Annotated in this window: 17 protein-coding genes; 1 reads left to right on the top strand and 16 read right to left on the bottom strand. The window is 54.7% G+C overall.

All coding sequences use genetic code 11. From position 1 onward, the window contains the following. Positions 1–106: 106 nt before the first annotated feature. The 15 genes from ABJZ52_RS03250 to trbB form a co-directional block, all read right to left on the bottom strand. Entirely contained in the window at positions 107–1027 is a 921-nt protein-coding gene (locus ABJZ52_RS03250) for a P63C domain-containing protein (RefSeq protein ID WP_348190106.1), read from the bottom strand. Continuing rightward, positions 1024–1596 carry an IS1595 family transposase gene (locus ABJZ52_RS03245; RefSeq protein ID WP_348190104.1) on the bottom strand — a complete coding sequence of 191 codons (573 nt, stop codon included), beginning with the start codon at positions 1594–1596 and terminating at the stop codon, positions 1024–1026. Before ABJZ52_RS03245 ends, ABJZ52_RS03250 begins: the two co-directional genes overlap by 4 nt. Continuing rightward, positions 1524–1934 carry an IS1595 family transposase gene (locus tag ABJZ52_RS03240; RefSeq protein WP_348190102.1) on the bottom strand — a complete coding sequence of 137 codons (411 nt, stop codon included), beginning with the start codon at positions 1932–1934 and terminating at the stop codon, positions 1524–1526. The genes ABJZ52_RS03245 and ABJZ52_RS03240 overlap by 73 nt, the downstream gene beginning before the upstream one ends. A 98-nt stretch (positions 1935–2032) precedes the next feature. Beyond that, positions 2033–2677 (bottom strand): hypothetical protein, encoded by a 645-nt coding sequence (locus tag ABJZ52_RS03235; RefSeq protein WP_348190100.1) that lies wholly within the window; start codon positions 2675–2677, stop codon positions 2033–2035. Continuing rightward, on the bottom strand, positions 2674–4011 hold the full coding sequence (gene trbI, locus ABJZ52_RS03230; RefSeq protein WP_348187026.1) for an IncP-type conjugal transfer protein TrbI: 1338 nt from the start codon (positions 4009–4011) through the stop codon (positions 2674–2676). The genes ABJZ52_RS03235 and trbI overlap by 4 nt, the downstream gene beginning before the upstream one ends. 12 nt (positions 4012–4023) lie before the next feature. Continuing rightward, a complete protein-coding gene (locus ABJZ52_RS03225) occupies positions 4024–4488 on the bottom strand; it encodes a conjugal transfer protein TrbH (RefSeq protein ID WP_348190098.1) in 465 nt (154 codons plus the stop codon). Positions 4489–4490: 2 nt separating this feature from the next. Beyond that, positions 4491–5282 (bottom strand): P-type conjugative transfer protein TrbG, encoded by a 792-nt coding sequence (gene trbG, locus ABJZ52_RS03220; RefSeq protein WP_348190096.1) that lies wholly within the window; start codon positions 5280–5282, stop codon positions 4491–4493. Positions 5283–5348: 66 nt separating this feature from the next. Continuing rightward, positions 5349–6011 carry a conjugal transfer protein TrbF gene (trbF, locus tag ABJZ52_RS03215; RefSeq protein WP_348187032.1) on the bottom strand — a complete coding sequence of 221 codons (663 nt, stop codon included), beginning with the start codon at positions 6009–6011 and terminating at the stop codon, positions 5349–5351. Positions 6012–6045: 34 nt separating this feature from the next. Continuing rightward, positions 6046–7221 carry a P-type conjugative transfer protein TrbL gene (gene trbL, locus ABJZ52_RS03210; protein ID WP_348187034.1) on the bottom strand — a complete coding sequence of 392 codons (1176 nt, stop codon included), beginning with the start codon at positions 7219–7221 and terminating at the stop codon, positions 6046–6048. Then, entirely contained in the window at positions 7218–7391 is a 174-nt protein-coding gene (locus tag ABJZ52_RS03205) for a hypothetical protein (protein WP_348187036.1), read from the bottom strand. Before ABJZ52_RS03205 ends, trbL begins: the two co-directional genes overlap by 4 nt. A 3-nt stretch (positions 7392–7394) precedes the next feature. Next, positions 7395–8192 (bottom strand): P-type conjugative transfer protein TrbJ, encoded by a 798-nt coding sequence (gene trbJ / locus ABJZ52_RS03200; RefSeq protein WP_348187038.1) that lies wholly within the window; start codon positions 8190–8192, stop codon positions 7395–7397. Then, positions 8170–10605, bottom strand: a complete 2436-nt coding sequence (locus ABJZ52_RS03195; RefSeq protein WP_348187040.1) for a conjugal transfer protein TrbE — start codon at positions 10603–10605, stop codon at positions 8170–8172. The genes trbJ and ABJZ52_RS03195 overlap by 23 nt, the downstream gene beginning before the upstream one ends. A gap of 2 nt (positions 10606–10607) precedes the next feature. After that, positions 10608–10904, bottom strand: coding sequence for a conjugal transfer protein TrbD (locus ABJZ52_RS03190; protein WP_348187042.1), 297 nt, complete (start codon positions 10902–10904; stop codon positions 10608–10610). After that, positions 10897–11256 (bottom strand): TrbC/VirB2 family protein, encoded by a 360-nt coding sequence (locus ABJZ52_RS03185; RefSeq protein WP_348187044.1) that lies wholly within the window; start codon positions 11254–11256, stop codon positions 10897–10899. Before ABJZ52_RS03185 ends, ABJZ52_RS03190 begins: the two co-directional genes overlap by 8 nt. Continuing rightward, a complete protein-coding gene (trbB, locus tag ABJZ52_RS03180) occupies positions 11246–12259 on the bottom strand; it encodes a P-type conjugative transfer ATPase TrbB (RefSeq protein ID WP_348187046.1) in 1014 nt (337 codons plus the stop codon). Before trbB ends, ABJZ52_RS03185 begins: the two co-directional genes overlap by 11 nt. 786 nt (positions 12260–13045) lie before the next feature. Here trbB and ABJZ52_RS03175 point away from each other — a divergent pair. Continuing rightward, on the top strand, positions 13046–13267 hold the full coding sequence (locus ABJZ52_RS03175; RefSeq protein WP_348187048.1) for a hypothetical protein: 222 nt from the start codon (positions 13046–13048) through the stop codon (positions 13265–13267). 119 nt (positions 13268–13386) lie between these two features. Here the strand turns inward: ABJZ52_RS03175 and ABJZ52_RS03170 are convergent. Further along, positions 13387–13554: DDE-type integrase/transposase/recombinase (locus ABJZ52_RS03170; RefSeq protein ID WP_348190108.1), on the bottom strand; the 168-nt coding region annotated here is incomplete at its 5' end.

Below are 13554 nucleotides of genomic sequence, written 5' to 3'. Positions count from 1 at the left end.
CTCGACGGGTAAAATCGATGATGGTAGCTTCGTCCATGGTGGTGCGTCCTAAAATGGTTGGTTGGGTGTGTAGCAACACCAATCCAACCAGATGCACCGCCGTCATTCAAATCGCCCGGACACCAGATTCAGACATAGCTCGTAAGTGCTGCGCGAGCGCCGGATGCCCAATATCATCCGTTAAAAGTCGATGGTGCTGCGCTTTTCTGTGACCGCTTTCAAGAACTGGATTCCGGTGCTGTAATTCGTCAAGGATGCCCGGCGCTAAGCGTTCGTATACAATGTCATTCGTATATTTGCCGACAACGCCGGGACGTGCGACCGACATGGCGTTCCAATCCCAGCCACGAAGACGGAATATCTCCCGATAGAACTCGTCGGGGAAGCGTTTTGCCCATGCGGCAAATTCTTTACGTAGGTATTTATCAAGGATCGCTTGGAGGGCTTCACGATCACGGGTGTTCTGGTAGCCGGTTGCCTCATCGACCAGAGCGATGATGCCGACCTCGGCTAGTCCGCGAATAAGGATTTCCGCCGCTTGGGCCCTATCTCTTTGCTGAGGATTTAGAACACCCGCTTGTCGAGCGTTGAGCCAAATATTGCAGATTTCAGGTAGCGCTTCTGCTGGGTATCCTTCGACGACGGTATCGCCAGACTTATAGATTATTGGCATTAGGGGCCCATCCCATAAGTCACCGGGAATAAAGGATTTTAAGCTCTGTGACGCCAAAAATACAGGCATATGGGCCCCAGTCTTTTCGGCTTCGGTTTTTAGCCTCTTGGCGGCACCGCTGCGGCCACCAAGTGCATTTGCAATACCGTTTTCGGACAATACGCGCCGTCCGTCCTTTAGAACGGCGCACGGGATTTCCATTTGGCCGATCCGAAGAGTGCCACGGTGAGTCGCCAGTGGCGGTTTTATTTGTTCGTCTAGTTCCGCCTTGTCGGTTTGCGCGAAGCGCTTAATCGCCTCGTCAAAGCCCATGTCCAATTTCAACGGGTCTTCGCGTTTCTTACCATCTGTCATGCGATCAATTCCATGTACATGAGCCGACCTGCAACCCGGCCAAGAAGCTCATTCAAGCGGTCGCGTTCTTCCATTTCGCGGCGATTGTAGCGCCATGTCATTTCCGAAAGATAGCGGCCAAGGTGCTTGTCTGAAATCCAGTGGTGAATGCCATAAATCTGTCGCTTGATGTGCGACCATGCGCCTTCGATGCTGTTGATATGAAAGTAGCAGCTCTTCACGTATTCGCCGGACGAATGATTGACGATCTTGTGGTAGTAGACCTTGGACAAGCCCTGATAGCCACGATACTCGTCGGTCAGAACAATTGAGCCTTTGGCAACGTTGGCTTCTTCAGCGCCCTTGAAGCCCTTAAGCGTCGAAAGATGGAGGGCGCGGAATTCGCCATTGCGTTCCAACGCGCCCCATACGACCGGCTTTCCTGACGGGCCACGCTGACCCTTGCGGGCGTTCGCGTGTTTGTTCTGGTCTTTGCCGTGGAAAGTCTCATCGACCTCTACAGTGCCTTTAAGAGGGGGTTGAAGGATTTTGTGCGGGATGCATGACGCAAACGATGCAGCATGAACCACGCTGTTTTCTGCGTCACCTTGATATCGCGAGCGAGCGTCGTGCTAGCAATGCCTTTCTTGTGTGAAGTGATAAGCCAGATAGCCATGAACCACTTACGAAGCGGAATTTTGGAATCTTCAAAGATCGTGCCGACCTTGATCGAGAACCGCTTACGGCAATCTGCACACTTGTGGTCTTTGCCATTCGAGAAGTGGTTGACGCGGGCGGAGCCGCAGTGCGGGCAATAGGCGTTCTCGTTATCGGAGCCCCAGCGAATGGCGCGAAGGTGGTCAATCGCTGACTGCTCATCCGGGAAGGCTTCCATCATGTCAAAGAGGCTGTTGAATGTCTGCTTCATGGCAATCGCTCCGATTCGATAGCCACAACATAGGTTCTTGTGTGACCTAAATCAATGGGTCACACACGTACATAGCCTCCTTTGATATGGCTTGCAACCTATCCATTTGGGTCAATCGAGATGAATATTCGATCGGCCCAACTGAGAATGTCCCAGGAATATTCGGGATCCGATCCAACAAAGGTTCCGAAAAATCCAGACTGATTTTTTGCATTGTGGTCTAAGACCTTGCCAGATTTGACCGTTACTTGGACGTTGCCTTTGGGAACGATCCCGAATGATTCAAGCTGTTTGCGCATCTCGTCGCCAATCTGGGGAGAGCTGATCGTCATCAGGCCATCTTCAGTTCGCTGGATCGTTAAGAAATTGTTTTTCCGGCTTTTTGTCTTCGTGTTTGGAATGCCGATAGCCGTTCCGTTTTCGGCTAATGAACCGTCAAGTTGGATCACCAGATCGTATCGACCGTCTCCAACATATTTGAACGTCTGAAAGCCTGGCATGCCCTCGGACTTGCGTTCTTCCGAGCGTAGCTCGGCTTCGTCTTTCTCAGACAGTGTCTTGCCATCCGCCAAGACCTGGAGCGCTCGAGCGTAGCCCAATCGACTAGACACATTCATCTCGTAGGAATAGCCGTTGATTGCAACATCAGCGTCAATTGTTTCCGGAACCAGGCAGCCGGTCAACGTGAGAGCGGCAGCAAGGACTGTGAGCGAATGGACAAGGCGATTGCAGATCTGGGTCATCGATAGGCTCCCGGAAAGATGATGTCCTGATCAACGAGGATGTTGAATTGGTATCCCGGCCGGATTTCTATGGTCGGCTGAACATCAAGGTTCTTGCTGATAGTTTGTTCGGCAACCCGGCCGAACACTTCAGCGAAGTTGCGGCGAGCGGCATCTGACGCTGTTTCCTGGTTGGAAAGTGTTGAGCTTTCCGGGACGGCCATATCAATACCGGCGCCGATCACCGCAAGCAGTGCGGCCGATCCAAAAGTGCGCAGGTAGTGACGGTTCACCTTGTCTTTGAACCCGCCGAAGCCTTCCACATCAACACCTCCCATAGAACCGATTTGCAAGGTGGCTCCATCTGGAAAGATGATATCAGTCCAGACCACCAGAACCCGGTTTTGACCGAACGAAACGTCAGAATCGTACCGACCGAACAGCTTGGTTCCTTGAGGGATCAAAAGCAGATGGCCGGTTGCACTGTCATAGATATTTTGTCTGACCTGGCCGGTGATCCGGCCGGGAAGGTCTGAATTGATTCCGGTGATGAGCGTCGCTGGGATCACGGATCCACGCTTCAACTCATAGGGTGAGCGCTGCGGGACAACACGGTTTGCAAGATATCCGGCTTCGGAAATGTCCTGATTGAAGAAACCTTGTTTGCCCCTTTGACCGTTTGGATCGAGATTTGCCAGACCGCCCTGTGCAGCTTGCAGGGCCGCGGACAGGAGATCGGGAGAAGATTGGCTGCGGGTAAAGGCTGCGTTGCGGTTTTGGTTCTCTTGTGTGCCCTGCTCTTGTTCTTGCAGTTTGCTGATGTTCACCGTGATGGGGCTGTCGCGGGCAGCGTCTATGGATTGCAGGCGCTTCATGCGCTGGCGCTGAAGTTCCTGCAATTGTTGTTCTTCAAAACGCTGGTCCAGCTGGATCTTCCAGTCCGGTGAGGCTTCCTCCTGAGGAGCAGCGGTTTTGCTTGTGCTGGCAGGCTCTTCCTGGAATGGATTGCTAAAAGGCGATGTCTGTTGTGGCTGCTCTGGAATAGCATTTCTTACCGGTTTGGGTTGAACCGACACATCTGGTTGTCCGGAAGGATCAATGATGCCATTGCTGATCCCCGCCTTGAGCTGGTCTGCAAATCCGCTGGCCGGCGCGCCGCCTTCGTCTTCAGCGATGAAGTCGTTCGAATTGATGCCACGTGTCGCAAGACCATAAATAATCACGACACCGAACACGATCAAAAGGCCCACGAACAGGACGATAGGCAGTTTGTTGAGGCGGCGGATTTTGGGGGCTTCATCTTGTTCGTTCAAAGCGCCGCCGGCCAGATGGGCATTGGATCCAGAGTTGCTCATGCGTGCTGTCTCCTAAGCGGTTCGTGTCAGCACGGAGACCGGGCTCGTCGGAGCCGCGCCTTCCGCTGTAGCCTGATAGGTCCGGGCCAGTTCGACGGTTGGCGTGGTGATGCGAACGAAGATCTGGCCGGCATCGGAGCCAACCGTGTAAGCAAGGGGAATGACTGTATCTTCCGTCGGCTTCTGATCAGCCTCAGCGACGGCGTAGCCCCATCCGCGCAATGAGCTTTCGATCGCCAAACCAAACTCTGAATTGTCGGTTTCGAGGAAGATGGTTCCGGTTCCCATCCCGACATGTTCTGAGAGTTTCGCAATCATGTCGCCGGCGACGATGCTCGCTGCGGCGGGTGACAGATTGGCCGCATCAACACTTGTTGTCGGGTTGAACCAGCCTCTTTGCGTCATGCAGCCAGCCGTGGGTGCTCCGAGTGCCGCAATGAAGAATGCATTTAGAAATGAGCGCCGAGAGTACAGCATGATCAGCCTCCCCTGTTGATGCGAACTTTTTGCTGGCTGTGGCCAACACCGGACACCAAAGCTGCCTGGTCGATCGTGTAATCCACGATCATGAGACTTCCCTTGAGGCGATAATTGACGATCTGGTTTTGTCCCCCGGAGGTGATGAAAAGAACGGGGGCATCGCCAGATGCCATCCCCGACGGAAACTGGATGTAGGTTTTGATCCCGTCCGAGTAGACCCGTGTCGGTCGCCAGCGGGCTTGTCCGTGAATGTGATACCTGAAGTCCAGGTTTTCGGCCGGAACACCGGCACCAGGGATGATGCGCGCTTCAATCTGACGATTTGCGGCTTCGAACTTGGCCTGGATGTCTTCGGGGTAATCGAAACCGACACGCGCCATATAGCGGTGATTGTCGCTTTGAAGCTTGATCTGATACGTGCGCCGCGATGTCGTCACGACCATAGAAGTGACGAGGCCGGGTTCAGTCGGCTTGATAATCAGGTGAACCGTGTTGCCAGCCGGTCCTCCGGACGTTGCGGGATCGACTTTCCATCGAACTGTGTCCCCAACCATGACGTTGCGAACGGCTTCCCCGGGTTGCAGCTCAACGTCGCAAACTTGCAGGGGAGCACAAACTACAGTTGGCTGCACATGGCCGTAGAGATAGACCACCTTGCCGTCCGGACCTTTTGTGACGACGCCGCGGCCGTTACGCCAGTCGTTCGAAAGTCCGAGGGCGCGCAGCTCCTTTGCCGTGTAGTCCGCAGCCAAGGCTTGAACCGGTAGGGTGCTGATGGCGGCCGCGAACATGCACACGCTCGCGTACAGTCTAACTTTCTGAAACATAACTCTTAACTCTCTGAGCGTGTGAATTGCTTACAATTGAGCGGTCCAATCGAAGTCCTTGAGATAAAGGCCGATTGGATTGAGCCGGATGATGGCTTCGTCTTGTGGAGGCGAAAGCGTGACGCTTGCCACTCCGCGCCAACGTTTTGCTTCAACTTCCTTGCCCTTCCGGTCTCGTTCGATTTCGGTCCAGTCGATCTGATAGGACTGGTTGGAGAGGGGCACGATGCTCGTGACTTCAACGGACACGGTACGTGATTGCGCCCGTTCGAACGGAGAGTTGATCCTGTAGAAGTCATTTATCTTTTGAGTGGCAACATCCGTCTGTCGGAGCATTGCATAGACGCGATCGATGTAGCCCTTGGCGACAACCGTGTCTGGTGTGACAGAGCGGAAGCTGGCGAGCCAGCCGCCGAGCATTGCCCGAACAACGCGCTCGTCCGCATATTCGATCTGGGCAGGGAAGCCGCCGATCGCTGGCGTGCCGAGTTTGTCTACCTCGACGATATAAGGGACGAGTTTAACTTGAGTGCTCTGGTAGAGTGCGAAACCAAAGCCAATTGTCGCCATTGCCAGCGAGAGAAGGCCGACGCCCTGCCAGAGGCGGGCGGTACGGATATAAGAGCCGTAACGCTCGTTCCATTCCATGCGTGCGGCAATGTAGGGATTATCAACGGGAGTGCGCTTAGCCATTATCGCCCTAAGTTTTATGATTATATCCGCCGGATTAGGCGTTGTTTTTGCTCGCCGCCGCCGTTGAAGCCTTGGCGTTTGCTTCTTTTAGCTTGTGGTTCACCAGCCCCAAGGTTGAGGCGCTGTTTGCTCCTGGCGCACCGGTGAGTTTGTCAGCGGCGGCCGATGCGGCGGCAGCGAACGGAGCCATAGCGGCCTTTGTAGCCGATCCCCCTATGGAGGCGCCGTCGTGCCGAGCAGCGTCAAAAGCCCCTTTCGCTCCGGCGGCCAATTGCGCAGCTCCGATAGCACCACCGGCCGCAGTTGCGGCAGAAGTCGCGCCATAGCCGGCGGTCTGTGTGCCAGATCGAATAACTTCCATGCCATTGCTGGTGGATACCCCTTGCACGACCCCTTGCAAGATTTGAGGCACATACAGAGAGATCAGGAAGACAACGACTGACACACCTGCAATCGTCAGCGTTGCCAGGAATTGGTCATCGGCCGTCGAGCTGTTCGACAGACCAGTCAAAACCTGGGAGCCTATACGAGCGATCATCACGAGTGCCATGAGTTTCATACCCACTGAGAACGCATAGACCAGGTACTTGATGGCAAAGTCTTTGGTGAAGGATGAGCCGCCCAAACCAAGCATGATGATGCCTGCCAATAGGCCAATGTACATTTCGATCCACACCGCAATGAAGATGGCGGCCACGAGGGAGAAACAGACAACAACCACGACCATTGCAAGAACCGCCGCAATGGCCAGTCCATTGTCTTCAAAAATACCAAACTGAGCATTTTGAGATAGATTTGCGGCGACTTCTATCCCGGCATTGAAAATATTTGCCGGAGAAGCTGATCCACCACCAGCACCGATCTGAAAGAGACTATCTACGACAGCCTGAGCAAACTGGGGGCCTTGGGTCAAAACGAACGCGAAGAAACCGATGAACATAATCCGCCGGACCAGCTCGCTTACCCATGTCTCAAGAGCTGCCGCCTGAATGCCAAGCCAAACCGCAGCAATTCCGAATTCTATGCCGGCGAGGACCCAGAACAGCGATTGTGCTGCGTTCGTAACTGTTCCTTCCCAACCTTTCGCCGCGGAGATAACCTGATCTTTCAGGGTGTCTAATACAGCGCCGTCGGCCGCAAGAACGGGTTCCCCCAAAAGCAATAAGAAAAATGGCGAAAAGGCTGAGATCGCCTGACGCTTTAGTCTCATTTTCCGAAATCCACGCTGATTTCATCGCCGCCACTTGTCGGGTAATCCTTCGGTTCCGCCTGAAAGAACTTCTTTTGTGTTTCTGCGGTGGATTCAACGAAGTAATAGGACGCCGACCACAATCCCATCAGAAGGAGAGCGAGAAGTAAAAACAGATAGGTCTTGGTCATTTTCTAAAAATCCACACTGAGTTCGTCACCGCCGCTGGTGGCGGGTTTTGTCGCTCCGAAGAACTTTTCCCTTTTGGATTGCGCAAGGTCGCCCTCGGTCTGTTCGGCTTGGTACCAGGTGCCCATCATGGTCATTTGTTGGGAGACCAGGCCGCGCAGCTTTTGCATCTGTTCTACCTGCTGTGTTGCGATCTCGTGACCGACTTGCAGGGCCTGTTTTTGTCCCACAGCGGTCTCGGAGTGCTGACGGAGCTGGCGTAGAGTGTCCTCTTCGATCGCGAACTGGTCAGAGGTGTAACCGGCCGCTTTCAGCGTTGAGGCGATGGTGTCCCGGTTCGTCTCGGACCAGGATTGATACATCGTTGAAAACGATTGTCCGGTTGGCAGGCCGTTGGTTGCAAAGTCCGTGTAACTTTGGAACCGCTGTTTTAGCACCTCATCGAGGTTCCCCATTGAGAAGGCCATTGCCTGACCTTGCTGCACCAGCCCTTGTAGCTCACCAAGGTTCTGCTCGACTTGACCCCAGACCTGGTCAGGCAATGACAACGTGTTCTGCAACATGTTTTCATAGATGCTGATCTGATTTTGGATCATCTGAACCTGATTGTTGATCTGATCCACCTGATTGGCGATTTGTTCGGCACTTTGTCCGCTGATCGTAATCAGCTCTGCGTTGTTCAGCATCTGAGTGAATTCAGTTGCCGGCCCGGCTGCGGGCCCGCCGCCCGCGATGGCCGGTCCGGCCAGACCAACCAAATAAAGAACGCTGGCGAGCGACTTAGCCGAGAAGCTGTTCGGCATTTTCGATTCCTCTTTGCTTGAGCCATTCGGCGGGCCATTTGTCGCCGTATTGAAGGTGAAGGCCTTCAATCCGTTTCAGATCTTCCTTGCCCGATGCCCCGACAAACGACAGAGTGATTGGACCAAGCGCCATGTCGAATAGCCGTCGTCCATCTGGAGAGGTGACGTAGTACTCGCGCTTCGCGATGGCTGACGCGATGATTTCAATCTGCTGGTCGTTGAAGCCGAGTTTTTCATAAAACTCGCGGGTGCCGGAAATTCGCGCCTCGCCATTTGGCAGGCAAATCTTTGTCGGGCAGCTTTCTTTCAAAACGTCGATGATGCCAGAACGGTCAGCGTCAGAAATCGACTGCGTTGCTAGCACGACTGCGCAATTGGCCTTGCGCAGCACCTTCAGCCATTCCCGGATCTTGTCCCGGAAAACGGGATGGCCCAGCATCAGCCAGGCCTCATCTAGAACGAGTAGGCTCGGTGCACCAGTCAGGCGTTTTTCGATCCGGCGGAACAGATAAAGCAGGACCGGGATCAGGTTCCGGTCGCCCATGTTCATCAGTTCATCGATCTCGAAGGTCTGGAACCTGGAGAGCGCCAGACCGTCTTCTTCGGCATCCAGCAGAGCTCCCATGGGGCCGTCTACTGTGTAGTATTGCAGCGCATCCTTGATGTCTCGGTTCTGAACGCCTGATACAAAGTCGGTCAGAGACCTGCGCTGTGATTTTGACATCAACTCGATCTGCGTCGTGATGGCGTTACGATGTTCCGGCAACACCTTCACACCTTGCAGCTCGATCAGGGTTTCCAGCCATTCCGACGCGAATGCCTTGTCGGTATCGTCTTCAAGTGAAGAAAGCGGCGCAAATGCCAAAGTGTCGGACTTGCCGATGTCATAGTGATCTGCGCCAACGGCCAACGTGAGTGGATACATCGACCGGCCCTTGTCGAAGACGAACACTTGCGCATCCAGGTATCGAAAGAACTGGGCAACGATCAGTGCCAGAAGCGTTGATTTGCCAGACCCCGTCGGCCCGAGCATGAGCGTGTGCCCCAGATCACCCACATGAAGATTGAAGCGAAACGGCGTTGAGCCGGAGGCCACCTGCATGAGCGATGGCGATCCCGCAGGATAGAACGGACACGGGCATTCTTCGGCTCCAGCCCATACAGAGTTGAGCGGAGCAAGGTCTGCAAGGTTACGCGTGCTTATCAGCGGCTCGCGAACATTCGCATAAGAAACGCCCGGCAAGCTTCCCAGGAACGCTTCGGTCGTGTTGAGCGTTTCGATGCGCCCGCCGAACCCTTCGTTCTTGACGACGTTGCGAACCAGTTCGCACTTCTCCTGAAGCTGGTCCTGATCTGTATCGAAGAGAACGATGACAGGCGCATAGTGGCCGAAGGCGACCAGTTGCGAATTTGCCTCCGCAATGGCGTCCTCAGCTTCCCCGACCATGAGCATGGCGTCCTGATCGAGCGATCCTGAATTGGTTTTGAAGAGCTGATCCATCAATGGCCGCACTTTCTGCAGCCACTTCTTTCGGGTCTTTTCCAACACCGAGCGTGCCTCGATCGGGTCGAGGAAAATGAACCGGCTTGACCAGCGATAAGTGATCGGCATCAGATCCAGTGCATTCAGGATGCCGGGCCAGCTTTCGGACGGAAAGCCGTCGATCGCGATCACACCGACATAGCGACCGTCGATCATGGGATTCAGACCGTGGTGGAATTCTGCGGTCACCAGATGATCGAGATACATCGCAATGTCAGGCAGGCGGATCGGATGGTTTTCACCGACCAGAGCGAAACGAGTGAACTGGAAAAGATCATCGTAGCGGCCGTGTCTTTCTCCGTTCCGTTCCGGCAACGTCTGTGTCCGCATGCGGCGGATCGAGACGACATTTGCCATATATTGTTCAAATTCACGAAGGGTCGTCTTGAAGGTCTCAAGCAAGCGGGACGCAAAGGACGTGTTGCGACTGGCTTCGTCCGAATAGATGTATTTGACCAGCTTGGACTTGTTCTTCTCCGGTGGTCGGTAGGTCAAAATGATTGCGTGTTGGCTCTCAAAATGCCCTTCTCCGGCTTCGAACCGATGCCGTCTTTCATCATCGATCAAGGCTGTGACGGGATCAGGAAAATGCGAGCTCTCCTTGTCCGGATACCCGGTTGACGGAATCCGGACAGCTTCCATCTGGATCATCCAGCCATTGCCAAGGCGGGCCAGAATGGAATTGATCTGCCTGGTGACTTCGTTGCGCTCAAACGCGGTTGAGCTCTCGCTGTCCGGGCCGGCAAAATACCAGCCGGCCATCAGGCCCCCGTCTTTGAGAAGCACGATGCCGTCGTCAACCAAAGCCGCATAGGGCAGCAGATCGGAAAAGGACGGTCCCATGTGCCGGAATTTTTTGAGAGCAACCATGGTCAGTATGTCCGCCAGGGCGTGGAAGTCGGCAGGTAGTAGGCGCGATATTTGATGTGCCGCAGATAGACGGTTCTCATCCGAGGGTCCGCTCTTGCCATCATCCGCAGCACGCCAACGATCACGATCCAGATCGCTATGCCAAGCACAGCGGCATAGGGCTTCAGGATCACGAATATCAATATGGCTGAGGCCAGACCGGTCACGAGCACCAACTCCCGGTCCGCTCCGAACAGTAGTGTCGGGCGCGAAAGAGCACGGTGTATGCGCGCCCTGTTGAGGCCCGGCGCGTCAGCCATGAGCCGGTTCCCCGGTTTCCGCCAAAGCTTCAGGAGAAATGCCGATGGAAGCGCCAGAGGATCCAAATAAGCCGACAATCGTCGATGCCCCGAGCAAAACGCCGAGAACAAGGACGACATAGGCCATGCGACGGGCGAAGTCGTTGAGCTCACCGCCGAAGATCAGCATGCCGCCGGCGATCGCGACTGCGATCAGGCCCACAGCGCCGGCAACCGGACCATTGATGGAGGCCTGGATCTGCTGAAGAGGCGCTTCCCAGGGAAGCGCACCGCCGCCCGAGGCCAAGGCTGGCTCAATAAAGAAAAGCGCGGCTCCAGCGAGGGCGAGAAAAAAAGCAGAATTACGCGACATGAAGGTTCCCTTGCCTTTCGTTGGAAACGTCATTGTGGAACTGAGGTGATACGGCTGAATGGACGTCATATGCGCCGGCCCGGAACCCGGAGACGGTTACAATGTCTCTTACAATGCGCCCGTGTTCGGGAGAGCGCTCGATCGAGACAACCAGATCGACAGCTTCTGCAATCACCTGTGCCATAGGTGCTGGAGAAACTTCCGCAATCAGCTGCTCGAGGCGTGTCAGTGCAGTAAAGGCATTGTCGGAGTGTACAGTCGCAATACCGCCAGGGTGACCGGTGTTCCAGGCCTTGAGCAGTGTGAGCGCAGCGCCGTCGCGCACCTCGCCGACGATGATCCGGTCGGGGCGCAAACGCATGGTAGATTTCAAAAGGCGCTGCATGTCCACGTTATCGGACGTGCGCAGGATCACGGCGTTTTTGGCCGCGCACTGGATTTCTGCGGTGTCTTCCAGAATGACAAGTCGGTGATCCGGAGAAACAGAAACCATTTCTGCAATGATGGAGTTCGTCAGGGTCGTTTTACCCGTGCCAGTGCCGCCCGAAACCAGAATGTTCTTCCGCTTCGCCGCCGCTTCGCGAATAATCGCGGCCTGCGTTTCCGTCATCACGCCATCTTCGACATAGCGCGACAGCGGGATGAGCAGCGATGCCTTCTTCCGAATCGTGAAGGACGGTTTGGAAACGACAGGCGGCAACAGGCCCTCGAAACGATGACCTCCGATGGGAAGTTCGCCGGAAATGATTGGCTTGTCGCCGTTGATTTCCGTTCCAAGCGCATGAGCGACCTTGCCGATGATGATCTGGGCGTCATGGGGCGTCATCTCGCCGGAGGGCTCCATGCCCCTGCCCACGCGCTCGACAAAAAGTCGTCCGTCCGGGTTGAGCATGATTTCAACGACGTCCTGTTCACACAAAGCCGACAGGATCGCGCGCCCGAACGAATCCTCCAGTCCGGCGATCAGCCTGCGACGGCTTTCACCATCCTTGACGGCCACCATGGCTACCTCTTGCTGTTGTTGGACGAGAGTGGGAAACAGCGCCGGAACGCGGGCACTTGGTTCTGCAACTTTTGCTGAAATCGAATAGCCTGCAAAACAGGAATTCACTTGGACAGGCGTCAACAGTTGAAATCAAATTGAACTACATCGGGTGGGCCACTGTTTGTCTCTCTGCCGGACTGTTGATTGCGCCTAAGTGTTAACACCTGTTAAGGAATTCGGCGCACCAGCTGTGTACTAGATATTACACACGTTCTCAATTTTAACGAGAATTGGACCAAACACCTAGGCGTGTGCTGCGACGCAGTAATATGATGAGGGATGTCTCGTTGATGCCAGCTCAAATGAGTAAAATTTTGCAGCCACTGGTTCAAAAAGGTCACATTGAACGAGGGAAGGCCGTCAACCGACAGGGTCGTGGACACGCTCTTGCTTGAAGGGTCAAACAGACCGCCGAGATTAAAGCGCTTCTCAAAGAATTCGGGGCTGATCACTGATCGGCGAAGATCCAAAGACGTCCTGACACAATTGAGCAGATGCAAGTGGCCAGCCGTAGGCTGCAATATTTGCCATTGAAATCTCTCATAGAATTAGCCACACTCGCACCGCTTCGTGTCAGTCCGCGAAGTGAGGCGTCGAAACCTCTGCTCAACTCGGCCTATGGCCGGGTGACGTCTGTTATGTCCAAGACCCCGGTCTAAAAGCGACGTGCCTAACGTTGAGCTAGGTTTCGAACACCCGGCCACCAGGGCGTTGCCTCCCAACATGAACGATTGAGAGGCAACTTTGCTGGGCCCTTCCCGCAACATCCCGACAGATGTCGCCATGTGTATCAACTTGGCGCTGGTCGAAGGACACTTCGACGCCGCACTGCGATTGATCGCGAGGCTGATGCGTCTCAGCGGTACGCAGATCTCAGATGGGACGCTTACCCATCTGACTTCATTGGCTGGTGAATTTGGCGTTTTGCTGGAGAGCGGGGGAAGGCATGGTGACTTGCCCCATTGACCACGTCATGCGGTCCGTTTCCACACGATATTGCGCCATTCGAGTGAATCAGGTCTATTCGGGATGGTAGTGTCGCAAACTTTTGTTTCAGCCATTGCTATGGCTTTGTCTTGACACAGTTATCCTGCGAGCTCGATGAACTGTCTGTAAGCAGGTACACCCGGCCGGTTCAGCTGCCCCTTTCGGATCATGTGCGCTGTTTCAACTCCGTCCAGCGTCGCACTTGCTGAATGGAAGTCCTTGAAGCCCATCATCGGCCTTGTCAGCTTCTTGATAAACCGGTGGTC

The organism is Roseibium sp. (assembly GCF_039982295.1).
Lineage (GTDB): Bacteria > Pseudomonadota > Alphaproteobacteria > Rhizobiales > Stappiaceae > Roseibium.
This window is presented reverse-complemented; position numbering and strand designations above follow the sequence as displayed.

Bases quoted from the DNA above. Each gene is read 5' to 3' on its own strand.
- trbB (WP_348187046.1), bottom strand. From the start codon at position 12,259: ATGGTGGCCGTCAAGGATGGTGAAAGCCGTCGCAGGCTGATCGCCGGA.
- ABJZ52_RS03240 (WP_348190102.1), bottom strand. From the start codon at position 1,934: ATGAAGCAGACATTCAACAGCCTCTTTGACATGATGGAAGCCTTCCCG.
- ABJZ52_RS03205 (WP_348187036.1), bottom strand. From the start codon at position 7,391: ATGACCAAGACCTATCTGTTTTTACTTCTCGCTCTCCTTCTGATGGGA.
- trbJ (WP_348187038.1), bottom strand. From the start codon at position 8,192: ATGCCGAACAGCTTCTCGGCTAAGTCGCTCGCCAGCGTTCTTTATTTG.
- ABJZ52_RS03235 (WP_348190100.1), bottom strand. From the start codon at position 2,677: ATGACCCAGATCTGCAATCGCCTTGTCCATTCGCTCACAGTCCTTGCT.
- trbG (WP_348190096.1), bottom strand. From the start codon at position 5,282: ATGTTCGCGGCCGCCATCAGCACCCTACCGGTTCAAGCCTTGGCTGCG.
- ABJZ52_RS03250 (WP_348190106.1), bottom strand. From the start codon at position 1,027: ATGACAGATGGTAAGAAACGCGAAGACCCGTTGAAATTGGACATGGGC.
- ABJZ52_RS03225 (WP_348190098.1), bottom strand. From the start codon at position 4,488: ATGCTGTACTCTCGGCGCTCATTTCTAAATGCATTCTTCATTGCGGCA.
- ABJZ52_RS03190 (WP_348187042.1), bottom strand. From the start codon at position 10,904: ATGGCTGACGCGCCGGGCCTCAACAGGGCGCGCATACACCGTGCTCTT.
- trbI (WP_348187026.1), bottom strand. From the start codon at position 4,011: ATGAGCAACTCTGGATCCAATGCCCATCTGGCCGGCGGCGCTTTGAAC.
- ABJZ52_RS03195 (WP_348187040.1), bottom strand. From the start codon at position 10,605: ATGGTTGCTCTCAAAAAATTCCGGCACATGGGACCGTCCTTTTCCGAT.
- ABJZ52_RS03185 (WP_348187044.1), bottom strand. From the start codon at position 11,256: ATGTCGCGTAATTCTGCTTTTTTTCTCGCCCTCGCTGGAGCCGCGCTT.
- trbL (WP_348187034.1), bottom strand. From the start codon at position 7,221: ATGAGACTAAAGCGTCAGGCGATCTCAGCCTTTTCGCCATTTTTCTTA.
- trbF (WP_348187032.1), bottom strand. From the start codon at position 6,011: ATGGCTAAGCGCACTCCCGTTGATAATCCCTACATTGCCGCACGCATG.